Source organism: Collinsella aerofaciens ATCC 25986, from assembly GCF_010509075.1.
Lineage (GTDB): Bacteria > Actinomycetota > Coriobacteriia > Coriobacteriales > Coriobacteriaceae > Collinsella > Collinsella aerofaciens.
Genome location: NZ_CP048433.1, coordinates 2,286,119 through 2,311,978, shown reverse-complemented (window position 1 = coordinate 2,311,978; position 25,860 = coordinate 2,286,119). Strand labels below are relative to the sequence as shown.

23 protein-coding genes are annotated in these 25,860 nt (G+C 59.7%); 9 read left to right on the top strand and 14 right to left on the bottom strand.

Going from position 1 to position 25,860, the window contains the following annotated elements; genetic code table 11:
* Positions 1-14 precede the first annotated feature (14 nt).
* Complete coding sequence (locus GXM19_RS11310; RefSeq protein WP_115596170.1) at positions 15-425, top strand: arginase family protein; 411 nt, start codon at positions 15-17, stop codon at positions 423-425.
* A gap of 581 nt (positions 426-1,006) precedes the next feature.
* On the opposite strand, the gene GXM19_RS10290 is transcribed toward GXM19_RS11310, so the two are convergent.
* From GXM19_RS10290 to GXM19_RS10280, 3 genes are read right to left on the bottom strand one after another with little or no spacing between them, the layout of a single operon-like run.
* Positions 1,007-1,261: a hypothetical protein gene (locus tag GXM19_RS10290; RefSeq protein ID WP_006234590.1), complete on the bottom strand. Its 255-nt coding sequence runs from the start codon at positions 1,259-1,261 to the stop codon at positions 1,007-1,009.
* Positions 1,262-1,276: 15 nt separating this feature from the next.
* Complete coding sequence (locus GXM19_RS10285) at positions 1,277-1,900, bottom strand: DUF1700 domain-containing protein (protein WP_006234591.1); 624 nt, start codon at positions 1,898-1,900, stop codon at positions 1,277-1,279.
* Entirely contained in the window at positions 1,887-2,207 is a 321-nt protein-coding gene (locus GXM19_RS10280) for a PadR family transcriptional regulator (RefSeq protein ID WP_006234594.1), read from the bottom strand. Before GXM19_RS10280 ends, GXM19_RS10285 begins: the two co-directional genes overlap by 14 nt.
* A 657-nt stretch (positions 2,208-2,864) precedes the next feature.
* Between GXM19_RS10280 and GXM19_RS11025 the strand changes: the two genes are divergently transcribed.
* On the top strand, positions 2,865-3,869 hold the full coding sequence (locus GXM19_RS11025) for a helix-turn-helix domain-containing protein (protein ID WP_006234597.1): 1,005 nt from the start codon (positions 2,865-2,867) through the stop codon (positions 3,867-3,869).
* Between the two features lie 211 nt (positions 3,870-4,080).
* Entirely contained in the window at positions 4,081-8,394 is a 4,314-nt protein-coding gene (locus GXM19_RS10270) for a hypothetical protein (RefSeq protein WP_006234598.1), read from the top strand.
* Between the two features lie 112 nt (positions 8,395-8,506).
* Here the strand turns inward: GXM19_RS10270 and GXM19_RS10265 are convergent, their stop codons facing one another.
* A complete protein-coding gene (locus GXM19_RS10265; RefSeq protein ID WP_115596169.1) occupies positions 8,507-9,526 on the bottom strand; it encodes a hypothetical protein in 1,020 nt (339 codons plus the stop codon).
* Between the two features lie 403 nt (positions 9,527-9,929).
* Between GXM19_RS10265 and GXM19_RS10260 the strand changes: the two genes are divergently transcribed.
* The 4 genes from GXM19_RS10260 (at position 9,930) to GXM19_RS10245 (ending at position 17,095) form a co-directional block, all read left to right on the top strand.
* The gene (locus tag GXM19_RS10260) at positions 9,930-11,312 is read left to right on the top strand and encodes an ATP-binding protein (protein WP_040358713.1); all 1,383 of its coding nucleotides are present in this window, start codon (positions 9,930-9,932) and stop codon (positions 11,310-11,312) included.
* Positions 11,313-11,469: 157 nt separating this feature from the next.
* The gene (locus tag GXM19_RS10255) at positions 11,470-13,467 is read left to right on the top strand and encodes a DNA gyrase/topoisomerase IV subunit B (protein ID WP_006234601.1); all 1,998 of its coding nucleotides are present in this window, start codon (positions 11,470-11,472) and stop codon (positions 13,465-13,467) included.
* A gap of 45 nt (positions 13,468-13,512) precedes the next feature.
* Positions 13,513-15,753 carry a DNA gyrase subunit A gene (locus GXM19_RS10250; RefSeq protein ID WP_040358715.1) on the top strand — a complete coding sequence of 747 codons (2,241 nt, stop codon included), beginning with the start codon at positions 13,513-13,515 and terminating at the stop codon, positions 15,751-15,753.
* A gap of 247 nt (positions 15,754-16,000) precedes the next feature.
* Positions 16,001-17,095, top strand: coding sequence for a P-loop NTPase family protein (locus GXM19_RS10245; protein ID WP_006234604.1), 1,095 nt, complete (start codon positions 16,001-16,003; stop codon positions 17,093-17,095).
* A 108-nt stretch (positions 17,096-17,203) separates the two neighbouring features.
* Here the strand turns inward: GXM19_RS10245 and GXM19_RS10240 are convergent, their stop codons facing one another.
* Complete coding sequence (locus GXM19_RS10240; protein ID WP_006234605.1) at positions 17,204-17,734, bottom strand: flavodoxin family protein; 531 nt, start codon at positions 17,732-17,734, stop codon at positions 17,204-17,206.
* Positions 17,735-18,054: 320 nt separating this feature from the next.
* Between GXM19_RS10240 and GXM19_RS10235 the strand changes: the two genes are divergently transcribed.
* Positions 18,055-18,975, top strand: a complete 921-nt coding sequence (locus GXM19_RS10235; RefSeq protein ID WP_006234606.1) for a hypothetical protein — start codon at positions 18,055-18,057, stop codon at positions 18,973-18,975.
* A gap of 241 nt (positions 18,976-19,216) precedes the next feature.
* Here the strand turns inward: GXM19_RS10235 and GXM19_RS10230 are convergent, their stop codons facing one another.
* Together GXM19_RS10230 and GXM19_RS10225 are read right to left on the bottom strand one after the other, a co-directional pair.
* On the bottom strand, positions 19,217-19,378 hold the full coding sequence (locus GXM19_RS10230) for a hypothetical protein (protein WP_155813822.1): 162 nt from the start codon (positions 19,376-19,378) through the stop codon (positions 19,217-19,219).
* A gap of 212 nt (positions 19,379-19,590) precedes the next feature.
* Positions 19,591-19,914 carry a winged helix-turn-helix transcriptional regulator gene (locus GXM19_RS10225; protein WP_203572386.1) on the bottom strand — a complete coding sequence of 108 codons (324 nt, stop codon included), beginning with the start codon at positions 19,912-19,914 and terminating at the stop codon, positions 19,591-19,593.
* 154 nt (positions 19,915-20,068) lie between these two features.
* Here GXM19_RS10225 and GXM19_RS10220 point away from each other — a divergent pair, with 154 nt between their 5' ends.
* Entirely contained in the window at positions 20,069-20,422 is a 354-nt protein-coding gene (locus GXM19_RS10220; RefSeq protein ID WP_006234609.1) for a cupin domain-containing protein, read from the top strand.
* A gap of 354 nt (positions 20,423-20,776) precedes the next feature.
* Here GXM19_RS10220 and GXM19_RS10215 read toward each other — a convergent pair whose 3' ends face one another.
* From GXM19_RS10215 to GXM19_RS10185, 7 genes are all read right to left on the bottom strand, one after another.
* Entirely contained in the window at positions 20,777-21,670 is an 894-nt protein-coding gene (locus tag GXM19_RS10215; protein WP_082222916.1) for an IS3 family transposase, read from the bottom strand.
* On the bottom strand, positions 21,613-22,122 hold the full coding sequence (locus GXM19_RS11185) for a helix-turn-helix domain-containing protein (protein ID WP_006234611.1): 510 nt from the start codon (positions 22,120-22,122) through the stop codon (positions 21,613-21,615). The genes GXM19_RS10215 and GXM19_RS11185 overlap by 58 nt, the downstream gene beginning before the upstream one ends.
* 32 nt (positions 22,123-22,154) lie before the next feature.
* On the bottom strand, positions 22,155-23,426 hold the full coding sequence (locus GXM19_RS10205; protein ID WP_006234612.1) for an IS110 family RNA-guided transposase: 1,272 nt from the start codon (positions 23,424-23,426) through the stop codon (positions 22,155-22,157).
* A 230-nt stretch (positions 23,427-23,656) separates the two neighbouring features.
* Positions 23,657-24,178, bottom strand: a complete 522-nt coding sequence (locus GXM19_RS10200; protein ID WP_050766094.1) for a flavodoxin — start codon at positions 24,176-24,178, stop codon at positions 23,657-23,659.
* Positions 24,179-24,192: 14 nt separating this feature from the next.
* Entirely contained in the window at positions 24,193-24,990 is a 798-nt protein-coding gene (locus GXM19_RS10195; RefSeq protein ID WP_203572385.1) for an aldo/keto reductase, read from the bottom strand.
* A 76-nt stretch (positions 24,991-25,066) separates the two neighbouring features.
* The gene (locus GXM19_RS10190; protein ID WP_006234615.1) at positions 25,067-25,393 is read right to left on the bottom strand and encodes a carboxymuconolactone decarboxylase family protein; all 327 of its coding nucleotides are present in this window, start codon (positions 25,391-25,393) and stop codon (positions 25,067-25,069) included.
* 13 nt (positions 25,394-25,406) lie between these two features.
* Positions 25,407-25,838: a cupin domain-containing protein gene (locus tag GXM19_RS10185; protein WP_006234616.1), complete on the bottom strand. Its 432-nt coding sequence runs from the start codon at positions 25,836-25,838 to the stop codon at positions 25,407-25,409.
* Positions 25,839-25,860 lie beyond the last annotated feature (22 nt).

Below are 25,860 nucleotides of genomic sequence, written 5' to 3'. Positions count from 1 at the left end.
GGGTCCCACTCGGCATTGCGAAACGCGTCCCAAAACTTGGACATGAGAAATGGGAGGCAGTTCGCATCTGTGCCGAGGACGAAGTCCTGGCGGGAATTCAGGATGCGCAGAGGAAGCTTACGGCAGAAAACCCCGACAGAGTCGTGACCGTCGGCGGCAACTGTATGGCGTCGCTTGCCCTCTTCGATTACCTGCACGGGAAATACGAGAACGTTGGAATCGTCTGGATCTATGCGCATCCGGATGTATCCACGCTGAATGATGGCTACCCCAACGCTCACGCCATGGTACTTGGCAACCTTTTGGGAGAAAGTCATCCTGGTCTTCGGCGGCGAATAATGCGAATGTCCGCAGGCAGACTCCAACCTGTGCGCGGAGAAGCTGGGCGACGCAAACAAGATTCCTCGACTCGAGCATGGAGATGAATCCGTCTATCAGTCTCATCGCATACTCAGAGGAGGATGCCAGATATAGATCCCATTGGGTAAAGTCGCCGTTCATGAAGGGAATCACTGCATTGCGCTCGGCGACTCTCAAGGCACTCAGGCTTTGTTCTATTTTCTCAGCTTCTTGTTTGAACTGTTCGCTATCCAAAATGCCCCCAAATGCCGGCTTCTCAACAAATCAAAAAAGCAGGAGAGACAGAGATTAGGTTCCTGCTCCACTGAACCCGCGCTTCCAGTCGAGACACTCCTCCTCGAAGATCTCCCCAGAGTCCCGTCTCTCGCGCCCCTCACGGAACTGTCCATATCAGTGTAGCCAATCCAAGCACAGCCCCACCGCACGGCCCAGTCGCTTCCGGTCCTGCGTGGCCCCATGAAGGCGGAAGGGCGTGGTTGTCGTCATCGCGTTCCTTTCTCCTCATACCTTTTGGGCATGCGTCACGGGCCCCCGCGCGGCGCCGAGAGCGAATCGGCGCAGGCTTGGGGCCAGTTGCGTAGAGGTTGAGGTTCGGGTTTCGCCGGCTTACGCAGCTTGGCGGGCAGAGCGCCCGGGCTCGCTGCGCCTAGGGCGCGGCGGGATCCGCGACGCCGGAGGTGTCGATCTCGCCCAGATTGGCGAGCTGCTCGATGAGGGGGAGGCCCGTCGGGTCGTCCACCTCGACGCCGCCGAGCACGATGGTGCTGTCGCGCATGTCGATTTGGGTCGTGAACACGGCCGGGTCGAAGCCCGAGGCGATAAAGCCAATGCCCGCGAGGACAACGCCCGCGGCAACGAGCCCGCCCGCCACGGCGAGGTAGATCTTCTTCGCGCTGGTCATGGTACTCACTCCTTTCTACGCCGCGAGACGCGCGGCAGCGCCGCCCTTCTCGCCCTTACCCTTCCAGAAGGGCGAGGCGGCCTTCCTCGCCCAGAGCGCCGAGAGGCGCGCAATTTGTTTTGAGGCGGCCCAAGCGCCAGCACCAACGAAGAGCGCCACGCCGACGAGGCCGAGCCCCACGCCCGCCGAGGCGAGGGCGTACGGGAAGTGGCCAATGGTGACGCCGCTTACGGCAAGCAGGAGCTCAACTACGCCCACGCCCCCGAGTGCCGCCGCGACGATCCACACGCAGAGCGCCAGCACCCAGATGCAGATATAGACCGTGACGGCCACGGCGGCGAAGGCGGCGAGCAGCGGCACCCACACCGGGGAGCCCACGATGGTCAGCACCCACAGCAGCGCGGTGCTGCGCCGGCGCGTCCTCGCGATCGCGCGCGGCACGGCGGGCAGGTCGTCGAGCGTGGCATCCGCCACCTCGCCGGGCGTGCCCATGGCGGCCACGGCCTCCTCCTCGCTCATACCGTCCTCCATGCGGTCAGCGATGGCCTCCGCATAGAACGCCTTGGTCTCCTCCACCTGCTCGGCCGGCAGGCAGGCGAGCAGCTCGCCCAACCGGCCCAGAAACTCATCGCGCGTCATGGTGCGCCCCCTCAACGTATGCGTAAATCTCCCGTACGGACGGCCACTCGGCCAGGAACTCCTCGATGCGTGCTCGCCCGTCGTCCGTGATGCGGTAGTACCGGCGCAGCCGCCCGTTGTGCTCGGCGGAGCGCGCCGTGATGCACCCGGCTTTCTCCAGGCGCTTGAGCAGCGGGTAGAGCGTCGACTCCGTGAGCCCCATGCTCGCCGGTACGTCCTTCACGATCTGGTAGCCGTAGGACTCCTCGCCGGAGACGGCCGCGAGCACGCAGGCCTCCAGGAAGCCGCGCTTCATCTGTGCCTCCATCCGCACACCTCCTCTCGTCATATACTATGCTATACACACTATACGATGCAAGGTATTAGACGTCAACTCTCATCGCGAAGATTCTCCGGCCCCTGCGCGCTGCGAACGTGATGTCGCGGGGCGGTTGGCATTATGCATGAAACGTCAAGTAACGCTCTTTTGATCCACTTCCACTCGGCCCCATTCGCCTTGTACAACGCCCCCTTTCAACCTTGGGTTCAAGAGAGCCGCTAGGCTGGACGTGCCGGACGGTAAAGTCCTGGACGCCATGGTGAACTTCTCCGATGCCATGGGGGTCATGGGTCTACGCCGATGGAGTCCCACGTACGCGGCGGGGCTCGCCCGTCACCGCTGGTCGCCGGACGGTCCCCACGCCCCGCTCGCCAACGCGAAGGCGACAGCAGCAGTCCAGCGCTGGCTGGAGACGCCGGAATGCCCAGAAGATGCGTTTCCCATCGCTGCGGCAGAGCTTTTTGCAGGGGTGGCAGTTTTTCTATATCCCAAGGTCAGATAGGCTTCGGTAGCCACCTTGGAAGCATCGCCAATAGACTCTTCCTTTATACGTTCGGCATAATCGTAGGCGATACCCACAAATTCCAGTCCCGAGCAACAGGAGTACAATTGCTGCAATTGTTGCCAGCTGTTGGGAGATGGAAGATGGACTGCGATGGCTACCCGCGCATTCCCATGCCGTTGATGTGCACCGCCTTTGTGCCGGGGCAGATTGACGCTGCGGTTGCAGGCATTTCCGACCCCGATTCACGCACCATCGCCACGGCAGAAGCGCTGTACTTTCGCGGACAGGCCACGCTCGCTGCCAAGACGGCGCGCCCCTATCTTGACGCCACCGATCCCGCACTGCGCTATTCCGCATGCCTTATCTGCGGATATGCCAGTCTGTCGCTCAACCGTATCGCCGACGCCCGCCGGTGCCTTGCTGGCATCCTCGATACGCCAACTGACGAGGAATCGCCCGCCGTCCACGCCACGCATATCCTGTTCGCCTCGGCCGCGAGTGTCCTGCTGCACTTGCCTTCCCCGTATTCTGCTGAAGAGTTTTATCCACTTGCGGCGCATCTGCCCGAAGGCCTGCGCCTATTCGCCAGCTACGTGATGGCGCACGCCTTGTACCTGCGCGGCGATTACGGCCGCAGCCTGGGCATGGCGGAAAACGCCCTGATTATGAAACAGGGAAGCTATCCCATCTCGGAGCTGTTCCTGCACCTGGCAGCTTCCATGGCATGCATGAGCCTCAAGGACATCGACGCCGCAAAAACGCACTTCGGAGCTGCTTGGAACGTTGCGCGCCCCGACGGCCTTGTCGAACTTATCGGCGAGCACCACGGCCTTTTGCTGGGGCTTATCGAGGCGTGTCTAAAAACGCAATACCCTGACGACTTCGCACGCATCATCGAGATTACGTATCGATTCAGCTACGGCTGGCGGCGCATCCACAACCCCGATTCGGGCGAGGACGTGGCCGACGATCTAACGACCACGGAATTCACCATGGCCATGCTCGCCTGTCGCGGGTGGACCAACGCCGAAATCGCACGCCATATGGGAGTATCGCCGGGCACCGTCAAAAACCGCCTATCAGGAGTGTATGCCAAGCTTGGTATCGGAACTCGCGCCGAGCTGGTTGCCCACATGTTGCGCTAGCGGCCAGACTGCCCGGCGTATCGAAAGCACTCCGGGGGCCTAGCGCTTTCGCGCGCTCAAATTGGACATTTTGACCCTCGAACGGCACTACCGCCACGGGGCACCTTCTCGCAAAATTGGATTATTTCCACCGAAATTTGCGGGATGGGAGCCCAAAATGCTTGATCGCCGTTCGCTACTTATCGCCGGAACATCCTCGCTAGCGAGCATTATGTTGCCTCGCGTGCCGGGAAGCGAAAATGCCTTCCTGCTGCCGTTCGCGCCCACCGCGGCCTATGCCGACGAAGAAGACCCCTTCAAGGTCCTGGTGCTCTCGCGCACCATGTTTGGTGTGGTTGTGATCGACGTCGCCAACAAGAATATGCCCATCAAGGGAGCCCAGGTCACGCTCGCGTCGCGTTATGCCGCGGGCAAGCAGCTCTCCGCCACTACCGACGACGAGGGCACGGCCATCTTTGAGGTCGCGCCTCTTTCGGAAGGCTACGTGGACGAGGCAACGCTTCTCGACGCGTACGACTTTAACGGCGGCATCTCCATTAGCATGGCGGGCTACCGTGATGTCGAGATTCCCCTTGCGCGTATCCAGGGCGGCACCGCCATAACCGCGCCCACGCGTCCGCTTTCCGACGGCGAGCCGTACTTCCGCCAGCTCACATTCGACGAATGGGACATCCAGTACGCTGAAGCCACGTTCATGACATTGCCGAAGGACGACACGGCAAACGAGCAGCCCGATACGCACGCCTTTACCGTGCAGGCACATCTGCCACAGGGTGGACAGGCAACGCTGCGCATCAACAAAGTGACGCCTGCCGCGGGCAGCTCACCCGAAACCGTCACGCAGATTGGCCAAGTCAAGGCCAGCGCATCGGGTGCGGATAATCTGGCGACGTTCACACTCGAAGACAAGTTCCTCGATGCGGCATCGGACCTTCTGGAAGAAGGCTGCAAGCTGTGCTTTGTCCTCGACTATCGGGGCAAAACCTACACGCTCTCCTCCCCCATGGCCGTTGTCACTGCGCCGGCCGCAAAGGCAGAATCGGGCTCGACCACTATCGTCCCCACCACCATGGACCAAGAGATCACTCCGTTTGATTTCCCCGCGGCGTTTCCCGGCATCGGTGGTAATAAGTTCACGTGTTGGATGCCCACATTTCCGATCCTCTTCGATTTCTCGTTTGCCGGGTACGTGCTGTTTGGCGGAGGATACAAACCAGCCAGCTATATGAACGATTCGGGCAACCCTGATCCGGAATACTGGAAGAAATCGCCGCGTGAGTCGGGCGCCAAGCAGGCAAACCGCTACCTCGACGAGATGGAGGGGAAGTGGAATCAGTACAAAAGTATGAGTGCCGGTTCGGGCACCGATCCAAGAAACACCAAGCTCCTTCGCCACCATTGCACGCCGCTGTTCACGATGGATATCGCCACACAGCTGTACGGCTCGCTCGCCTACGATTGGGTGGGCAAAACCTGGGGTAACAACAACGACCCCGCATACGGCAATATTAAGGCCCTCTTCCAGGTAAGAACCGACCTCAATTGGACCGAGCAGTTTACCCTAGGACCGGTGCCGTTTTTCCTAAACGTCAACCCCTGGGTGCTGGCGAAGCTGGCGCTCGCCGTGGGTGCCCACACGCACGGCAGCGGCGCGGCGTTTTTCAAAAACATTTCGCTCGACTATTCAAACACGTCGGGCTCGTTCACCATCCAGATCGGGCTTGCCGTCACCTTTGGCGCCGGCGTTGCAGGCGTCGCTTCGTCCGCCGTGCGCGGCGCCGCATCCCTCACGCTGTTCATTGGGTACGAGAAGGCAGATGGACACCAGCTTCCGCGACTGCGCGTAGGTGCAGACGTCGATGTCGATGTGATACTCCAGTTCGTGATGTTCAAGTGGACCACCAAGGCTTGGTCGGGGTCGTGGCCCACACTCCTCGATTCGTGGAATATGTCGGTGAACAACGGCGACCAGTATGTACTCCAGCGCTCTGAGCTCGCATTGGGTGGAGATACGCCCTATACACTAGATGCCTGCTTCGGCTCAGCCGGCAACGCCGAGGCGGGCGGCGTGCCGCAATTTATCGCATCGGCCACCATCGTCACCAACGCCGAGCTGCTCGCACGCGCCGAGGTTAAGGCCACTGCCGTAAACGTCGCTTCTGTCGTACGCGATTGGAATCAAGCGGTCACGCGCATTGAGCTCGAGGCGGATGCAGAGAGCGACGACACGGGACAGGTCGAACATTTCGTCCATGCACTGATGGAAAACGACGAAAACGCCGCGCCGATGTACGAGTACGCCTATATCGGCCAGACGACGAACGCCGTTGCTGACCCGAACGCCAATTCTGCCGGCGTGTCGGAGGACGAGCGTGGCGGCATCAAACCCTCGAGCGACAACGTGCTGTTTGCTGGCGTGCTCAGCGAAGCTCACATGAAGCTGGCAAGGATTGCCGGCGTAGAATGCCTGTTCCGTATCGCCTCGGTGCGCTACGGCGACAATGGTCGCTCGCGCCTGGTGGTGCACACAAAGGCAAACGGCACGTGGTCCGCTCCCACGCCCGTGGACTTTCCCCTTGGGTTTGGCGAGGGCGATGTGGAGCGCAACGGCATATTCGATTACGACTTCGACGTGGTGGAATATACAGACGGAAGAGGAAACCAGGACGCCTACGTGCTGCTGGTCTCGGGTGAGCGCCCCGCCGGCGACAACACCCTTTTCGATACGGCGAGCACATCCGGCATACTGTCCGTTGTGCGCCTGCGCATAAGCAACGACGAAGTTCGCGTGATATCGCACACGTCGTGGCGCAGCATCTCGCGCGGCCGCCTTCAGGAGGATGGCTACCATTGCCTGCAGTGCCCACGCATCACGGTGGGCAAGACACTGGTCGACGGACGTCTGTCGGGCGCCTACCTCCACCGCCACGGAGCCACCGCAGAAAAGGCGCTCGGCAGCGAGGCTCAGGTTGCACTGGAATGCTTTACCCTGTGGTCGGATGATTTGGGCGACAGCCTGACGTTCCGCCAAGTTCTCCGCTTTCCGCAAGCACCGTCGAGCATCGAGCTGGGCGCGTCCGAGAATATCAATGGCAAAATGGTGGTGCCCGTTGCATACGAGACTGCAGGCGGTTGTGGCTGCGCATCGTACGCCGTGATCGGCCAGTCCATTGCGGGCTGGGGCGTTATGTCGCCAGATGTCACAGTGCCCCACGCGGTGCCGTGGCCACAACATTCGGGCTTTTTGGCAACCGTCAACGAGCAACTGCAGCATATTACTTGGACGCGAGGCGCATCGGCCTTTGCAACGCAGCCCGTGGGTGCCGCAGGCTGTGGCCCAGCATCGTTTAGCGTAAGCAACAACGGCAGGTGCGTGCTCTATGTAGAGAACACCGATGGCAAGGTGGGACAGACCTACGACGAAGAAGGCAACCCGGTAGCAGTGATGGGCAAGCACTTCCGCATCTTCGCCAGCACCTTGGCAGGCGATCTGTTTACGGAGCCGTTCGTGATGTGCGAGCTAGACCATCCCGTCGATCAGATAACGACATTTTTGACGTCGGGGAGCATGCTCTCCGCGCTCGCCACGCACATTGTGAGCGCGGAGAAGAGCGAGGCAGAACTACACGGCATCGAAGTGCCCTTGGTGGCGTGTGCCACTCCGACGGGCGCGGTCGCTACCTCGGGCGCGGTGGTGCCCGGAGCAGCAGGCGAATCCTTCATGGTCACGGTGCGAAACGACGGTAACACCTTGCTGACCGCCGGCACGATCGATCTGTACCGAGAGGGCTCCAGCCAGCCGTTCTCCAGCGCATCCATCGGGTTCGGAGCAAACGCACGCATGGCTTCGATCTACGATCCGGAGCTTGCCGAGGATGCTTCGGCCAACGACATGGCACACGTGAAGTACGCGCTCGAGACGCTGGGCGCACGTTTTGCAACGCACCCGCTGGTAGCCGACAGCGGCAACGCCGTGCTGGCACCGGGTTGCACGGCACAGTTCCGCATGAGCTTCGCCATCCCCGAGAGTTGGAGCGACGAGGTGGGCAAACGCGTAACGCTATATGCGAAGGCGCGTAATCTGGTGGCGCTCGATCCCGTAACGCTCGAGGAAATTCGACCGGGCGCAAACTCGGCGCTGGGTGCCGTACTGCACGAGCTTCATGTGCCCGACGCGGCGTGCGAACGCTCAGAAGTTCAGGTCGGCGTATGCGACAACGCGGATACGACAGGACTTCACGACGCCCCGATGACGGTCGACGGCGATGGCGGCACGAGTGGCGGCGGTACTGACAAGGGCGGCGACTCCGGCGGAAGCAGCTCCAGCAGCGGCAAGGATCACGGCAATAACAAGCGCCCCGGAAAAGCGGGCGCGCTTGCGGGCACGGGCGACAGCAACGTCCCCCTGACAGCAGCCGCAGCAGCACTCGCCGCAGCCGGCGCCGGCCTTGTCGCCTACAGCGCCCGCCGCACGGCGCTCGAAAACGACACCGCCGATGAGGTCAATTCGGATAAGCCTCGCTAGCTCTCAGTTACCTTTGCGAGAGACGCCGACTCGGCTCATCGAACATCAAAAGGGGCTGGCCCCGATAACTCGGAGCCAGCCCTGAGTCGCCTGACATGGGAATCGCAACCCGCTACTTGAGCTTCAATGCCTCCATCATGGGCGCGGCGGCGTCCCAATCGATCTTCCAGCCAATCGACACGCGGACGGTCTCGCCCGTCGCGGGAGCCGTCGCAAACAGCGTATGGCCGTTGTCGGGACCGGTAAAGCGCAGCCACGTTATGCCGTTGTACTCGACCTGGTCGGTTGTTGTCTCCTTGCCTTCGTAGACCTGCTCTAGGCTTGCAACCTCTTCCTCCGGCGAGCGCGGGAAGATGCTGATGTTCAGGCGTCCTCCAGTCTCGTCGTGGAAGAAGTTTGCCTTTTCGCGCTCTTCGTCGGACGAATCCAGCGTGTACCCATCGGCGGCCTCGATGCTGTACGATGCGCAGTCGATGCCCGTTAAATCTGCCTTCTCGCCAGAATCGGCCACGCCGCCGGCCGCCTTGAACTCCTTGGTCTCGCATCCCGTGGTGTCAAAGTGCATGGCCTCATGATTCTTGGCGGGGGCATAAGCGTCTACGAACTCGACAGTGATGGGCCCGTAGTACGCCGTCTTGGGCGCCCAGAAATACACGTACTCAACGGTCTCGCCCGGGCCGATATCTGGCCTCTCGGAAAGGTCGATGCCCTCGTGCAGCTCATCGGGAGCCTCGCTTGCAACGTAGTCGAGCACGGCCGCCTTGCCGGAAGTGAACAACGGGTCGCCTGCCTCAAGATCGCCCTGGGCAGCATGCACGTTAAAGGAACTGAACGTCCTGTTCTTTGTGTTGTTGTTGGTGATCTTGATGTGCAGGTAAAAGCCGTCCTGCAGCTTGGCATCGCCGCGATAGAACGTACCGTGAGCCACCGACTCATAGGTAATGCCTGCCACCTCGACCGTCTGCGAATCATAGGCCCTGGGCTTTTCCTGCACAGGCGCGCTGCCGCCCGAACCGCCAGGCGAGCCGCTCGGAGCACTACCGCCACAGCCGGCCACTGTACACGCCAGCACGGCCGAAAGCGTCACGGTGGGAATTCCTAACAGCAGTTTCTTTGTCATGGGCCTCATCATTCTCACCGCTCCTTTCGGCTTGCAGCTCATCCATTGCCCGAGTCCCAAGTCGACCCCGTGGCATCGGCTTCCACTATGAGCGTATGACGAAACACGGCGCCGGCGAAGTGACCCGTGGCCCAAATAACGACCCACCAGCGTTCCTTATGGGCCAAAAGAACTCGCACATGCACGCCCCCGGCCCATAAAACGAGACGTCTGTCCCAATGTTCGATTCGATCCAACAATCCGCACGACACGTTTTCGACAACGTATCCAACCGCAAACGCAGCAAGACGCATTCGGCCGCCTTCAAATTTACTCGGGCAGAACCGACTCGGTTTTGTCCGAGTAAACTCGAGCATAAACTGATCCATGCGATACAATTAACTCGGACAAAACCGAGTCGGAAGGAACCGAGTAAGTGGAATTTATTGGCAGGGAGCGTGAGCTCGCCCGTATTAAGAAAACGCTCAAAGCACCCGAGCAGCGCAATGTTCTCATTTACGGCAGGCGTCGCGTCGGAAAAAGTGAGCTCATCAAGCAGGCGCTAACCGATTTGTCGGACGTCGCAACGGTCTATTACGAGTGCCGCCAAACCTCCGAGGCAGACAACCTCGAGAGTCTGTCCGTCCTTGTTGCTGAAGCGCTGAGCTTTCCTCCGCTCGCCTTCACAGGCATCCGCGAGCTCATCGAATTTCTGTTTGCCCAAGCTAAAGACAAGAACATTACCCTCGTTCTCGACGAATACCCCTACTTGAGAGATGCGGTTAAAGGCTTAGACAGCATTCTTCAGACCTCAATCGACGCCCACAGGGAAGACTCACGTTTAAACATTGTCCTGTGCGGCTCCTACGTTGAGATTATGAAATCCCTCATCGAGCATGAAAGCCCCCTCTACGGGCGAATTGATCTCGCGCTTGAGCTTAAGCCCATGGATTACTTTGACGCTGCGAAGTTCTATCCCGCGTTCTCGCCCGAGGACAAGGTGCGGCTCTATAGCGTTTTTGGCGGTATCCCCTTTTACAATCGCCTCATCGATCAATCCCAAAGCGTACGCGACAACATCATCGAGCTCGTCACGGAACCTGGCGCCCGCTTAGAAAGCGAGGTGCCGTCCTATCTCAACGCCGAGATCTCGAAGATGACCAACGCCAACGAAGTTTTCGGGGCTCTCGCACAAGGCTACTCCCGTTGGGGGGACGTGCTGGCACAGTCGCACGTCTCGAGCGGTCCGGCCATGGCAGACGTGCTCGACAAGCTCATGTCACTCGAAATCGTCCAAAAGCGTGCACCCATCAACGACCCTACGAACAAGCGCAAGTCTGGCTACTTTGTAGTGGATCCGCTTTCGCTCTTTTACTATCGCTATGTTTTCCGCAATGCCTCAGCGCGTCAGCTGCTCGACCCGGAAGTCTTCTATGATCGTCACGTCTTCCAAGACTTCGAGGAAAACTACGTTCCTCATATGTTCGAGGAGATCTGCCGTCAATACCTCGTGCGGCAGAACAGGACCGGCAAGATCGAACCGGCTTTCGACGCCATAGGCAAGTACTGGTACGACGACCCCGCAAACAAAACGAGCGGCGAATTCGATGTGGTAACGCAAGACCCCGAGGGCTACGCATTCTACGAAGCAAAGTTCCGCAAATCCCCCATCACGCAAAAAATGGTCGACGAGGAAATCGCCCAAGTCGAGGCAACGGGACTCAAGTGCCATCGCTATGGATTCTTCTCCCGTTCGGGCTTCGAAGCTGGCGAAAGCGATCGAACCGTCTTCATCGACCTGCCGCAGATGTTTGGATAGGACAGGACAGGTCCCTCCCGCATTCCAAGCATTCATTATCTAATCGAACGGTTGTTCGATGGATTTCGTGTTGGTTGGAATCGTCTGTGGGCTGGGCTATGCTACCTTGACTATCTATATGACTTAAACGCAGCAAAGGAGCACCGAGAGAGCGAGTATGGCAAAAAACACCGCAAACTATGGTAACGACAGTATCCGCCAGCTCAAGGACGAGGAGCGCGTACGCCTGCGCCCTGCCGTCATCTTCGGCTCGGACGGACTCGATGGCTGCGCGCATGCCGCCTTCGAGATTCTGTCCAACGCCGTTGACGAGGCGCGCCAGGGCTACGGCAAGCTCATCACCCTTACCGCCTTTCGCGATGGCTCCATTCAGGTAGAGGACAACGGCCGTGGCTGCCCGCTCGACTGGAACCCCTCCGAGAAGCGCTTTAACTGGGAACTCGTCTTTTGCGAGCTCTACGCCGGCGGCAAATACAATAACAACCAGGGCGGCGACTACGACTTCTCGCTCGGTACCAACGGCCTGGGCTCGTGCGCGACCCAGTACGCCTCCGAGTACATGGACGTCACGGTTTGGCGCGATGGCAACAAGTACTCCCTGCACTTTAAGAAGGGCAAGGTTGTCGGCGCCAAGAAGAAGGCACTCGAGATTGAGCCCAGCGACGAGAACCGCACCGGCACCACCATCAAGTGGCGCCCCGATCTTGAGGTCTTTACCTCCATCAGCATCCCCCACGATTGGTATCGCGAAACCATGCGCCGCCAGGCCGTGGTCAACGCCAACGTGACCTTCCGCCTGCGCATCGAAGGTGACGATGGCGAGTTTTCCGAAGAGGACTTCTGCTACCCCAAGGGCATCGAGGACTACGTGCTCGAGAAGGTCGGTACCGACTACCTCACCGAGCCCTTCTTTATCGAGGCCGACCGTCGCGGTCGAGATCGCGAGGACCTGCCCGACTACAACGTCAAGATTACCGCGTGCATGTGCTTCTCGCGCACCTTCATGATGCAGGAGTACTACCACAACTCATCGTGGCTCGAGAATGGCGGCTCGCCCGAGAAGGCCGCCCGCAGCGCTCTGACCAGTGCCATCGATGCTTACATTAAGCAACAGGGCAAGTACAACAAAAACGAGAGCGGCATCAAATGGCAGGACGTCCAGGACTGCCTGGTGCTGGTGACCAACTGTTTCTCCACCCAAACGTCCTATGAAAACCAGACTAAGAAGGCCATCAACAACCGCTTTATCCAGCAGGCCATGACGGCCTTCTTTAAGGAACGCCTCTCGACCTACCTGATCGAGAACAAAGACGCCGCCAACAAGATCATGGAGCAGGTGCTCATCAACAAGCGTTCGCGCGAGAACGCCGAGAAGACGCGTCAAAGCATCAAGACCAACCTGCAGCAGAAGACCGACATGGCCAACCGCGTGCAGAAGTTCATCGACTGCCGCTCCAAGGACAAGAACCGTCGCGAGATCTACATCGTAGAGGGCGACTCGGCAGCAGGCGCCATTCGCACCTCGCGCGATGCCGAGTTCCAAGGCGTTATGCCCGTCCGCGGTAAGATCCTCAACTGCCTGAAAGAGGACTACCCGCGCATCTTTAAGTCCGACATCATCATGGACCTCATGCGCGTGCTGGGCTGCGGCGTGGAGATCAAAGACAAGCGCATCAAGAACCTTGGTGCCTTTGACCTGGACAACCTCAACTGGAACAAGGTCATCATCTGTACGGACGCCGACGTCGACGGTTACCACATCCGCACGCTCGTGCTCACCATGCTTTACCGCCTGGTGCCCACACTTATCGACGAGGGTTACGTGTATATCGCCGAGTCGCCGCTCTACGAGATCAACTGCAAAGAGAAGACCTACTTTGCCTACACCGAGCTCGAGAAGAACGGCATCCTCAAGGAGATTGGCGACCAAAAGTGCTCCATCAACCGCTCCAAGGGTCTTGGCGAGAACGACCCGGACATGATGTGGCTCACCACCATGAACCCCGAGACGCGTCGCCTGATCAAGGTGGAGCCCGAGGACGTCACCAAGATGGAGACCATGTTTAACCTGTTGCTGGGCAACGACGAAGCGGGCCGCAAGCGCCATATCTCCGAGCACGGCAAGGAATATCTGGACCAGCTGGACCTGCAATAGCAGCAAATCGATAACGACGGCCCATAAGAAGTTCAAGAGGAAATCGTGGCAAAGAAGAAGACGAAGAACCAGCCAAAGAAAAAGCAGGTCAACGCCGAGAACGTCATCGGCCTGCACTCCGAGGTCACCGACCAGCCGATCACGCAGACGCTCGAGGTCAACTACATGCCCTACGCCATGAGCGTCAACGTCTCGCGTGCATTCCCCGAGATCGACGGCTTTAAGCCCTCGCACCGCAAGCTGCTCTACACCATGTACAAGATGGGTCTGCTCAAGGGCGAGCGCCAGAAGAGCGCCAACATCGTGGGCCAGACCATGAAGCTCAATCCGCACGGCGACGCCGCGATCTACGAGACGATGGTGCGTCTGGCCACCGGCAACGAGGCACTGCTCGCCCCCTTCGTGGAGTCGAAGGGCAACTTTGGCAAGTACTATTCGGGCGACCTGAGCTACGCCGCCTCGCGTTATACCGAGGCCAAGCTCTCCCCCATCAGCGCCGAGATCTTTAAGGACATCGACAAGGACCCGGTCGACTTCGTTGACAGCTACGACGGCGCCATGAAGGAGCCGCGCCTGCTGCCCACCACGTTCCCCAATATTCTGGTTTCGGCCAACAAAGGCATCGGCGTCGCCATGGCGTCCGACATCTGCGGTTTCAACCTCAACGAGGTCTGCACCGCCACCATGCATTACCTGCAGGATCCCGACTGCGACCTGCTCGAGTATATGCCCATGCCCGACTTCTCGACCGGCGGCGAGATCATCTACCGCCGCGAGGAGATGGAGAAGATCATCGAGACCGGTCTTGGCAGCTTCCAGATCCGTTCCCGCTGGCGCTGGATTCCCGAAGAGCGCATCATCGAGGTCTACGAGATCCCCTACACCACCAAGACCGATGTCATCATCGAGCGCATCGTCAAGCTCTCCAAGGAGGGCAAGGTCAAGGAGATTGCCGACATCCGCGACGAGACCGATCTTTCGGGCCTGCGCATCGCCATCGACCTTAAGCGCGGCGTCGACCCCGACAAGCTCATGGCCAAGCTCTATCGCTCGACCACGCTGCAGGATTCGTTCTCGTGCAACTTCAACGTGCTCGTCGACGGCTATCCCCGTGTTATGGGCGTGCGCCAGATTCTGCACGAGTGGGTCAAATGGCGTATTGAGTCCACGCGTCGCCGCATTAACTTTGACCTGGGCAAAAAGTCCGAGCGCCTGCACCTGCTGCACGGCCTCGAGGCAATCTTGCTCGACATCGACAAGGCCATCGCCATCATCCGTGGCACCAAGCTTGAAGCCGAGGTCGTGCCCAACCTTATGAAGGGTTTCGACATCGACGAGACCCAGGCCGAGTTTGTTGCCGAGCTCAAGCTCCGCAACATTAACGAAGAGTACATCCTCAACCGCACCAAGGACATCGCCAAGCTTGAGAGCGAGATTGCCGAGCTTGAGGAGATCCTCTCCAGCGAGGAGAACATCAAGAAGGTCATCAGCGACGAGCTGGCCGCGGTCAACAAGAAATATGTGATGCCGCGTCGCACGGGCAGGATCGAGCCCCATGAGGTTATCGAGGTAAGCTTGGAGCCCGAGGTCGAGGAGTACCCGGTGACCATCATGCTCTCGCGCGATGGCTACCTTAAGAAGATGACGGACCGCGTGCTCAAGAAGGCGACCACGCTCAAGTACAAGGACGGCGACAAACCCTTTATCGAGTTCCCGTCCTCCAACACCCACGAGCTGCTGGTCTTTACCAACAAGAGCCAGGTGTACAAATGCAAGGTTGCGGCGTTTGAGGACACCAAGTCGGCCCAGCTGGGCTCGTACCTGCCGACCGATCTTGAGATGGAACCCGACGAGAGCGTCATCTGGGTCATCGACCCCGAGGACTATAAGGCCGACGTGCTGTTTGTCTTTGAGAACGGCCGCGTGGTGCGTGTCGCACTTTCTGGATACGTCACCAAGACCAACCGCAAGCGCCTCAAGAACGCTATCTACGGCGGCAGCAAGCTGCTGTATGCCCAGGTGCTCAAGGAAGACCGCGACATCGCACTGGTCTCGAGCGACTATCGTTTGATGAACTTCAACACGTCGTTGCTCAAGACCAAGACGACCACCAACACGCAGGGCGTCCAGGCCTTTACGGCCAAGAAGGGCCGCTCGGTCACCACCGTCGGCACGACCGAGGAGATCCTTGGCGCCGGTGTCTCGGCCGAAAAGTTCACCGCACAGAGCCTCCCCTCCGCCGGTGCCCTTATGAAAGAAAACGACATGCCGAGCCTGTTTGACTAGGACGACGGCATACGAGATCGTTAGATACTTCGCAAAGCGACGAGGCCCGGAACGCAACGTCATTGCGCCCGGGACTCGTCGTTTTTCTTCTCAACTATTTTTTAACGCAGATAAATTGATTTCTGCTTATTTTTCTGCGTAAAAAATGTCAGCGCCACTGCTTCGATGCCCTTTGGTCAGTCGTTAGCAAAACTTGCAAAAGTTAGCAAAACTTGCAAAAATTAGCAAAACTTGCAAAGGAGCCACCATGGAGTACAGCAAGAACCCCTTTACCCCGACGTTCGGAAGCGTCCCTCCCTTTCTAGCGGGTCGCGAGCATATTCTGCGTGACATCAACCGTGGCTTTATCAACGGCCCGGGAGATCCCAACCTGTCGACCATTTTTACGGGCGCAAGGGGAACGGGCAAGACGGCGCTTCTCTCGCTCCTTTCAGAAACGGCGCTTGAACACGGTTGGATCGCAGCAAACGTCTCCGCCATGCCAGGCATGCTCGAAGATATTATCGAGCGAACCAAAGAAGCCGCAGATAGCTACCTCTCACAGCCTCATGCGCGCATAAACGGCGTTCAAATTGGTCCAGTGGGCATCGATTGGACATATGCTCAAGAGGTCCAGGGCAACTGGCGCACACGCATGAATGGCATCTTTAAGCAACTCGAAAAACATGACATCGGACTTCTCATTACCATCGATGAAGTCACCGTCGATCTCGAAGAAATGCTTCAATTTGCCTCTGTTTACCAGCACTTTGTACGCGAAGGTAAAAAAGTTGCCCTACTCATGGCAGGACTGCCCTACAAAGTATCGGCGTTGCTGCGTAACGATTCCGTCTCGTTCCTCAGGCGTTCCCAATATCATCAGTTAGGACGAATCACTGACGTTGAAATTGCAAACGCGTTTCGCAAAACCGTTGAGGCCGGAGGACGTTCAATCACACCAGAAGCGCTCGAGAATGCTGTGAAGGCCGTCGACGGATTCCCCTACATGATGCAGCTCGTCGGATATCGCACTTGGGATGTTTCGGAGAACTCGCCCCAAATCAGTGCATCCGATGTCCAGCAGGGTTCCCTACTCGCACGCATGGAGCTGCGTGATCGCATTCTCGAAACGACCTATCGAGAGCTTTCCGATAAAGACATTGAGTTTTTACTCGCGATGCTGCCCGATTCTGGCCCCAGCAGGGTCTCGGAGATAGCCAAACGCATGGGCGTCGCCAGCAACTACGCAAGCCAATACAAACGCCGCCTTCTCGAGGACGGCGTCATCGGGGAACGTGGGCGTGATCTCGTTGGCTTTGACATCCCCGCATTCAGGGAGTTCCTGAGCGAGAAAGTCTCCTAGCACGCGGAGATTGTCCATAAGGACATCAACGCATGGCAATCAGTAATCCTCTTGGTAAGGACAGCAAGCATTTCCGCCAACGCTTATTGCCATGCGTTCTTCTTGTCCTTAGGCGAGCTTGCGAGCGAGCTCTCGCACCTCTTTCAACTTGGGCGACGATGCCATGCTGTCGCGCTCGGTCATACCGCTGATGGCGACAATGCCCTGGTCCTCCCACTTGCAGTACGCACAGGTCGACTTGTACATAGCGATCGCCGCATCATAGACGCCCTCGCTGTGGCTATTGAGTAAAAGGGCCGTCTTGGTGAACGGGAAGCCCGTAGCACCGAAGGCGTATAGGCGATCGATGGCGGCCTTCTCCTGCGCAGTGATATCAAACCAGTAGATAGGCGAAGCGAAGACAACCATGTCGGCGTCTTTCAGCGACTCGATCACGTTGGCCATGTCATCCTTCTGCACGCAAGTGCCCTCGTGGGCGAAGCAATACTGGCACCCCAGACAACCAGCGATCTTCTTGCTGGCAACGCGAATGACCTCGACCGTATTGCCGGCCTCGCGCGCGGTCTCGGCAAAGGCCTCGACCATAGTGTCGGTATTGGCGCCCTTGCGCGGGCTACCGCTCAATACAACGATATTCATAAGAATCTCCCTTCTTCATGCCGCAGGCGCGCGGCACACATTTCGTTGTAACCAAAACAGATGGAGCTATTCAGTCGTCTGTAGATCGCATCTCTCGTTCGCGCTCTCTAGACACAATCTCATTGCCTGATAACTCCTCGACCGTCTTGATTCTCTCTCCGAAAATTGAACAGCAAATCGTTGCTCACAAAGTATCGACTGTGGGAAAATTAGCTTGAGCTTTCTCCCTGCTCGCGTAAGCGTTCGCGTGAAAGAGCCTAGCCGCATCGGCCAGGCGCAATATAGATCCGCGAAACCGGCCTACGAACAAGGAGCGTCTTATGTATGAACAGCATGTTGCACCGCAGACCCATAACAAACGGACTGGCCTGTCTATCCGCGACGTCAAGCGTCATGCAGACGCCAGAATCGCCGCCTTCGGAGTAAGCATTCTTGTGGCAGGACTGCTTTTGCTACCCTGCGCAGCACTGGCGACAGAAATGCCCGAAACCGATGTCGCAGCACCCATTACCTGCAACGAAGCCAACGCAGAAGGCAGCCTCACAGCTACCACCGTTGTCGACCATAACTATGACCTGGAGCTCCCTCCTGCCTTCATGTTGGTCCAGAATGAGGCGTTTGTATACGATTTCCCCGACAAACCCGAGGACTTCATCTACGGGCTTAACGACACCGTCCATCTCTTCAAGATCGACACCGATACCGAAGGCCTTATAAAAACCGAGAACCCCAAAGAGGCCAGCGTCTCTATTGCCCTGACCATGATCGACAATCACGTTAGAGCAACCGCTGTCTTTACAGGCGGCTACGCCGACGACCAAATCCCTTACAGACTGAACCTCACCAGCTCAACCCGCCTCGGCACACACGTTGACCGCGACTTCGACAGCGGGCAGGGGATTACGCACGAGACGCGGCACGATTACTACATCCGCTACGTCTTCGACAGCGACGTGCACTTGATTGCAACCGATACGAGCGGTTCCAAACCCGATCCAAGTGTTAAACCGAGCCCAGAGGTCAAACCCGAACCGGAAACCAAGCCCGAGCCCACACCGCAGCCCAAGGCAGAAAAGCCCGCGGCAAATCCCGTTTCCACTAAGGCAGTAGCGGCGGTTAAACCAGCCAGGACCACCCTACCCGCTACGGGCGACAACGGCGCGATAGCAGTCGCCCTGAGTGTTGCCGGTGGCGTAGTTGCATCAGTTAGCATTTCCGCAACAAGGCGTCGCAACCGCTAGCTAAAACAAATACGCCATTCACACAGGCAAACAACCAAGCTCCAACGAAAACGGTCCAGTCATCCGACTGTGCCGCACTCCAGTAGTTCGCAGAGGATATCAAGGAGGTGACCCAGGCTTCCCTTGTCGCCCTCGAGCTGTGCGACAGGCAGATCAGGTTTGGGAAGTAGAACGGCCCTTGCGCGAGGCGTGAATCGGCAAGTCTGACGTTTATTCCCGGGGCCAAGCAGGGCCGGAGGTTTTATTGGCGGCTCTTACGGGCGGCGCGAGTTTTGGCGAGGACGTAGGCATCGGGGTCGTCTTTGAACCAGGGGCAACGGCGCACGCCGGAGACCATATGGCGGTGGGGGCAGCCGCCCATGCACATGGGCAGAATGTGGTGCACGGATGATTGGGCGTCCACAGGCCGAGTGAAGCCATAACAACACTTCGCGCATCGAGCAGTTTGAGCCGGCGTGCGCATGTCGGCGCCATACCGGGAAGGGAGGGCCTTCTTGTGGGGCGGACGACCCCATTGCAGTCTCCTTCCGCTCTATAACTACGGAATCAACGGCAGCCGCAGGAGAATCGCTATCGTACTCGTAGCGGTTCTCCGCCCCCTAAGCAGCGTGTCCGCTACGAAACGACCGTCTTGTAATAGGCGCCGAAGTCTGCGAGCGAGTCCATGACGGGTATCATCTGGCGGCCGAGTTCTGTGAGACCATACTCGACGCGGGGAGGATTCTCGCCATAGTCATGGCGAAAGACCAGCCCGTCATCCTCCATCTGCCGCAGGCTGTCGGTAAGCACCTTCTGAGAGATTCCCTCAAGGCTGCGGCGCAACTCGTTGAAACGCCAGGGGCGTACGCGCAAGTTACGGATAATGAGCAGCTTCCACTTGCCGCCAATGAGCGCTACCGCCGTTGCGACCGGACACTCCGGAAGCTCCTCTTTCGCCATCACGGGAGACCCAACCTCCTTGACCATACCGGTTTCACAAAAAAGTACGCAGTTACAAATATGTGCGTACTCGTATTTGCATGCGCCTTCGCGTTGAATATAACTCACGCAGGAGATGCCTGCAAGGTAAATCAACCCAAAGAGAGGAACCATTATGGCTAATTTTGCAAAGACCCACATCGGTAATGAGAGCCGTGTCGAGCTACACGAAGTGCTCGGGCTTACCGGGGCAGAGGTGAGTGTCAACAATCTTCCCGCCGGCGCTGGCGTTCCGTTCGTCCATGTGCACAAGGAAAACGAGGAGATTTATGGCGTGCTCGAAGGCACCGGCTCGGTCACGATCGACGGTGAGGATATAGAGCTTGGAGCCGGCGACTGGCTGCGCATTTCCCCCGCCGCACACCGCCAGTTCCGCGCCGCATCCGACTCGGGCATCACATACGTCTGCATTCAGGTCAAGCAGGGGTCCCTTAATGCCTTCACGGCCGACGACGCTATCATGTTCTAATTCGCAATCGATGCGCAAGGGGCCAATGAAGCCCCGTCCGTTGGCCCCTTGCGCAAATCTGCTGACGCAAAACTACCCCACATCCCGGCCGGCTTCACGCAAAAGAGGCGGAGGCACGCTTTGTCGGTTCCGGAAATAAAAGCCAAGACAGTTACAATATAATCACTTCAGACTCAGGACGTTGAGCTTTCGTTTTGTCCCAAATCCTTGCCAGCTCTGTGGCGGATACCGAAAGCTGCAGATCGATTATCTGACGCTCCTATTTGGCAAGGTGTTTTTTAGAATCCATTTTGCGCTCGGCCTCGAAGGTGAACTGCGTCCCGAATCTTGGCCTTCTTTTATTAGAAGCGAACACTAGGACGCTTTCAATAGCCGTTTCCGAAACTCCACCGGGGTGAGGCCGCCGAGCGCCACCTGGCGACGCCTCGTGTTCCAATGCACGACGTAGGCGTCGAGGTCCCTCTTGAAGGACTCGAAGTCGGCCCACTCGACGCCCCTGAAGAACTCGTCCTTGAGATGCCCGAACACCTGCTCCGTCGCCCCGTTGTCTAGGCAGTTGCCCTTTCTCGACATGCTCTGCCTGGCGCCGTGCCTCCTGAGCTCGCCGGTCCACCTAGGGTGCTGGTACTGCCAGCCCATGTCGCTGTGGACGATCGGCGAGGCCCCGGCCGGCATTCTCGCGAACAGGCGCCTGAGCACCTCCTCCTGCTGGGCCATGTCCGGGCTCGTCGACACCGACCAGGAGACGATCTCCTTCGTGCAGAAGTCGTAGACCGGGGCGAAGTACGCCTTGCCCCAGGGCTGCCTGAATTCCGTGACGTCGGTCCCGAGCTTCTCCCACGGGGCGCCCGCGCGAAAGTCACGCGCTATCAGGTTGTCGAATCTCTCGCCGACCGGGCCGCGGTAGGAGTTGTAGCGATGGTAGTCGGTCTCCCGGCGGATGCCGAGCTCCCGCATCATCTTGAGGACCGTCTTGTCCGCTATCCTCGCGCCCAGCTCGGCCCTCAGGCACATCGCTATCTGGCGGTGGCCGCACCCGTTCGCCGTCCTCGAGAAGATCTCGCGCACGGCCTCCCGGAGCTCTGGCCGGGTCGCTCTCGGCGGGTGCGCTACGGCATAGTGGTAGCTCGACGGCGCGAGCCGCGCGGCCGCGAGCAGGTCGCATAGGCGGTGGTGCCCTGAAAGGGAGGCTACGACCTGGGCTTTCTCCCAGTTTGAGAGCTCTTCTCCGCTTTCAGGGCTATCGATTTTTTTAGATACGCCACCTGGGCCTCGAGTTTGCGCACGCGCTCCTCGAGCTCCCGCTCGCGCGTCCGCCCCCCGGGGCCCTCCGGCCTGCCGCGGCGTCCCGGCTCGAGCGCCTCCGGCCCGCCCTCGCGGTACAGCCTGCACCAGCGGTCGAGCGATGTGGCGGCGGCGATGCCGAAGCGGGCCATCGCCTCCGACCGCGGCATCCCCTCGTCCACGACGGCCCTCGCGACGGCGAGCTTGGTCTCCATGTCGTAGGTCCTGCGGCTCTCGCCCATCCCGATCAGCCCCTTCCTCCCGGTTGCCCGGTACGCGTAGAGCCATTTTCTCACCGCCGGGGCGGGAACGTCGAGCTTCTTGGCCGCGAGTTCGAAGCCGAGGCCGGCCTCGAACAGGTCGGCGGCGCGTGTCCTCATCTCGCGACCGTATCTTGCCTTCTTCCTGCGGGGCATTTCCGATGCCTCCCTTTTCTCGAACCTTAATTTCAAAGTCCAAGAAATGGGATGCAGTTCAAGGCTTGCCTGTCCCAATCGAGCGGAAGTCCGGCCTCGACCCATGCCTCGTAGGCCCTCCTTATGGGCTTGAGCTCCCTTTGGCCCCTCTCCAGCATCGAGATGTACTTCTCGCTGGTGCCCAGTATGGACGCCGCCCTCACCTGGCTGACCTTCGCCGCGCGCCTGGCCGCCACGAGCTCCGAGGCGTCCTCGGGCCTCCTGATCTCGTGCGGGCGCATCAGCGCCCGGTACGCCTCCCTGGCCACGTAGCGCTTGAGGCACCTCATGACCTCCCTGTCGCTCTTTCCCCGCCCCCTGGCCCTCTCGGCGTACTCGGCGGTCTCGGGGTCGCGCATGACCCTCTGCCTCGCGATCTCGTGCAGCGCGCTGTTCGCCTGCCGGTCGCCGCCCCTGTTGAGCCTGTGCCTCACGGTCTTGCCGCTCGAGGCGGGGATGGGGCAGGCCCCGCATATCGCCGCGAACGACGCCTCGGAGCGCAGCCTGCCCGGGTTGTCCCCGGCCGCGACCGCGAGCTTGGCCGCGCTCACGGGCCCGCACCCGTACATCGCCAGCAGCGCGGGGCAGTTCTCCTCCAGGGACGCCTCGATCGCGAGCTCCATGTCGAGCGCCGCGTCGCGCGCCGCCGCCCACAGGTCCGCCAGCGCGCCGAGCGCGGCGCCCAGCGCGCCCTCGGCGCGCACGGAGGGGAGCTCCTCCATCAGCCTCGGCCCTCCCATGCCGCGGAACCTCGACCTGAGCCCCTCCGGCGCGGTGGTGAGCAGCGACCTCGCGGTGTTGATCGCCGAGGTCCGCGCCTTCACCGCCCCGGAGCGCGCCGCGAGCATGCAGCGCACCCCGTCGACCCACCCGTCCTGGCTCTTGGGGGTCCCGAGCCTTGAGCCGGACATCGCCGCGCGGGCGGCCCTCTCCGCGTCCGCCTCGTCGCACTTTCCCTGCCCCGGGCGCCTCCTCTGCATCCTCGCCGGGGAGAGCGCCTCGCGCACGGGCATCCCCAGCGACGCGAGGTGCCTGGTGAGGCCCGCCCCGTAGGACGACGTCCCCTCCATCGCGACGCAGGCCGGCTCCCCGGCCGCGGCGATCGCCCCGGCGAGCGCCTCGTAGCCCGCCGCGTCGGCGGGGAACTGGCGGGACAGGACCTTGCGGCCCCTCCAGTCCAGGACGTACAGCCAGTGCGAGTCGGCGTGGGTGTCGACCCCGCAGAAGACCGGCCCGCGGGCGCCGGGTGCCGATTCGTTTTGCATGTCTCGCTCCGTTCTTTCCGTGCTCGCCTGGACCGGGCAGACGGCACACTGACGGGGCGCGATAGAATGCGGTTGTTCGGGTCCGCGGTATCGCTCCATGCTCCTATTAGGTCATGCGGCGGTCTCGGCTCGCCGCGGCCCGCGCGGGACATGTCAGGAAACGAGGGCAGCCCTGTGGGCGCCAGCGGAATGTGGGGTCACCGCGCGGTCCGCATCTGATGGTGTCGACGTCAATGGTATACGGGTGCATCATCGACGTCTTCAATACAGAAAATATCAGTGCGGATTGTATTAATCCATGCCTGAATATCTTTCTCAGAAGTACGGAGCATGGATTCATCGAACTGCACATCGAGGCCCGGCTTCACGATTGCGCCCTTGCAGGCTTCCTCAAAGTCCTTCAGCGCGTGTCCCAGCCAGCCGCCATTGGTGGCAAACGGATACACGATCTTCCCGGTCAGGTCAGCCCGCTCCAGGAAACTGCGCATGGCGGGCGCAAAGGTGTACCACCAGACAGGAGAACCCAGGATGATGGTGTCGTAATCTCTCCAGCCAATGTGCAGCGGCTTCAGTTCCGGGCAATAACCCTCGGCAATCTCACGCTGCCCCTGATTGACGACTTCATCATAATCGCCATCGTAGGGAACAACCGTATCCATACGAGCAATATCCCCGCCGATTTCCCTCTGGATCATCTCGGCGATGCGCTTCGTGTTGCCTCCGTAGGAGTAGTACAGAATCAAGGTTTTCATTTCACGCTTTCTCCTCATGCAAGAGGCTTTCCGCTGAACACGGGAAATGCGCTGAATTCACCATAGTTGGCGATGCGCTCCATGTTCTTGAGAGTTTCCATGTCTTCCTCGGAGATTGCGAAATCCACGCCCGCGTTGCTTTCCATGTGGGCGGGATCTGCCGTCTTGGGAAGCGCGACGGCTCCAAGCTGAAGGACGTAGCGGATGCAGAGCTGGGCGGCAGATACGCCGTACTTCTCTGCCATCTTAACAATCGCCGGATTCTTCAGCGCCTCGCCGTGGGCGATGGGAGAGTATGCCTCCACCTGAATGCCCTGCGCCTTGCAGAAGTCCACCAATGCCGAATCGGTGTTGGTGATGTGCAGGAGGATCTGATTGACCATGGGCATCACGCGGCAAGAACCCAGGAGGTTCTCAAGGTCATCTTGCAGGAAGTTGGACACGCCGATTACCTTGACCTTGCCCGCCGCCCGCGCGTCCTCCAGCGCACGCCAGACCTCCTTGTTCTCCTCGAAATAGCGCTTCTCCACACGGAACTCGCCCCACGGCTGGGGAGAGTGGATGATCATCTGGTCGAGGTAGCCGAGCCCCATCCTCTCCAGCGTCTCATCGATGGACTTCGCCGCATCCTCGTAGGTCTTCAGCTCTGCCGCGATCTTGCTGGCGACGAAAAGCTCTTCCCGGCGAACGCCGCAGGTGTGCACGCCCTCGCCGACGCCGCGTTCGTTTCCGTAGGCCTGCGCGGTGTCGATCAGGCGATAGCCCAGCTTTACCGCCTCGCGAACGGCTTCCGCCGCCTCGGCATCGTCGATGAATCAGGTGCCCAGTCCCAGCTTGGGAACCTGAACTCCGTTTGCCAACGGGTAGGCTTCATTCAAGATCATCGTTCTACTCCTCGCCCCAGATATCCTTTGCCATGCGGAAAACCGCCCACGCCTTGGGCCAGCCGCAGTAGAAGGCTGCATGGGTCACGACCTCCGCGATTTCTTCTTTTGTAATACCGTTCTTCTTTGCCGTCGTCAGGTGATAGCGGAAGCTCTCATCGGTAAGCCCCTGAGCCATCAGCGCGACGACGGTCACGAGGGAGCGGTCACGGAGGCTGAGCTGCCCCTCTCGGCTCCAGACCTCTCCGAAGAGCACGTCATCGTTCAGTTCCGCGAATTTCGGGGCGAATTCGCCCAGGGCATCTCTGCCTGCCGTCTGCTTGACTGCCATGTTTCGTTCCTCCCTACAGCCTTGCGTACTCTTCATGGGATACCGGCCCGCACCACTCGTTCTCGCAATTCTCGCCGGGAACCTCCACGGCGATATGGCTGAACCAGCTGTCCTTCTTCGCTCCGTGCCAGTGCTTGACGTTGGCGGGGATCATCACGACGCTGCCCTCGTGCAGGCTGACGGCGGCCTTGCCTTCTTCCTGGTACCAGCCCTCGCCAGCCGTGCAGAGCAGGAGCTGACCGCCCCCTTTGTCCGCGTGGTGGATATGCCAGTTGTTCCGGCATCCCGGCTCGAAGGTCACGTTGGCGGCGAACAAGCCGCCTTCCGGATCGGTCAGCGGATTCAGGAACGAATCGCCGGTGAAGTACTGGGCGTAGGCGGTGTTCGCCGTTCCCGTGCCGAATGCGTTGACCTTCTCGAACTGCTCTTTTCGTTCATACCTCATAATTGAAACCTCCTGCTAAGGA

Excerpts from the sequence above, each read along its gene's own strand:
- GXM19_RS10290 (WP_006234590.1), bottom strand. The coding sequence starts at position 1,261 with ATGACCAGCGCGAAGAAGATCTACCTCGCCGTGGCGGGCGGGCTCGTT.
- GXM19_RS10285 (WP_006234591.1), bottom strand. The coding sequence starts at position 1,900 with ATGACGCGCGATGAGTTTCTGGGCCGGTTGGGCGAGCTGCTCGCCTGC.
- GXM19_RS10280 (WP_006234594.1), bottom strand. The coding sequence starts at position 2,207 with ATGGAGGCACAGATGAAGCGCGGCTTCCTGGAGGCCTGCGTGCTCGCG.
- GXM19_RS11025 (WP_006234597.1), top strand. The coding sequence starts at position 2,865 with ATGGACTGCGATGGCTACCCGCGCATTCCCATGCCGTTGATGTGCACC.
- GXM19_RS10270 (WP_006234598.1), top strand. The coding sequence starts at position 4,081 with ATGTTGCCTCGCGTGCCGGGAAGCGAAAATGCCTTCCTGCTGCCGTTC.
- GXM19_RS10265 (WP_115596169.1), bottom strand. The coding sequence starts at position 9,526 with ATGATGAGGCCCATGACAAAGAAACTGCTGTTAGGAATTCCCACCGTG.
- GXM19_RS10255 (WP_006234601.1), top strand. The coding sequence starts at position 11,470 with ATGGCAAAAAACACCGCAAACTATGGTAACGACAGTATCCGCCAGCTC.
- GXM19_RS10245 (WP_006234604.1), top strand. The coding sequence starts at position 16,001 with ATGGAGTACAGCAAGAACCCCTTTACCCCGACGTTCGGAAGCGTCCCT.
- GXM19_RS10240 (WP_006234605.1), bottom strand. The coding sequence starts at position 17,734 with ATGAATATCGTTGTATTGAGCGGTAGCCCGCGCAAGGGCGCCAATACC.
- GXM19_RS10235 (WP_006234606.1), top strand. The coding sequence starts at position 18,055 with ATGTATGAACAGCATGTTGCACCGCAGACCCATAACAAACGGACTGGC.
- GXM19_RS10225 (WP_203572386.1), bottom strand. The coding sequence starts at position 19,914 with ATGGCGAAAGAGGAGCTTCCGGAGTGTCCGGTCGCAACGGCGGTAGCG.
- GXM19_RS10220 (WP_006234609.1), top strand. The coding sequence starts at position 20,069 with ATGGCTAATTTTGCAAAGACCCACATCGGTAATGAGAGCCGTGTCGAG.
- GXM19_RS11185 (WP_006234611.1), bottom strand. The coding sequence starts at position 22,122 with ATGCCCCGCAGGAAGAAGGCAAGATACGGTCGCGAGATGAGGACACGC.
- GXM19_RS10205 (WP_006234612.1), bottom strand. The coding sequence starts at position 23,426 with ATGCAAAACGAATCGGCACCCGGCGCCCGCGGGCCGGTCTTCTGCGGG.
- GXM19_RS10200 (WP_050766094.1), bottom strand. The coding sequence starts at position 24,178 with ATGAAAACCTTGATTCTGTACTACTCCTACGGAGGCAACACGAAGCGC.
- GXM19_RS10190 (WP_006234615.1), bottom strand. The coding sequence starts at position 25,393 with ATGGCAGTCAAGCAGACGGCAGGCAGAGATGCCCTGGGCGAATTCGCC.
- GXM19_RS10185 (WP_006234616.1), bottom strand. The coding sequence starts at position 25,838 with ATGAGGTATGAACGAAAAGAGCAGTTCGAGAAGGTCAACGCATTCGGC.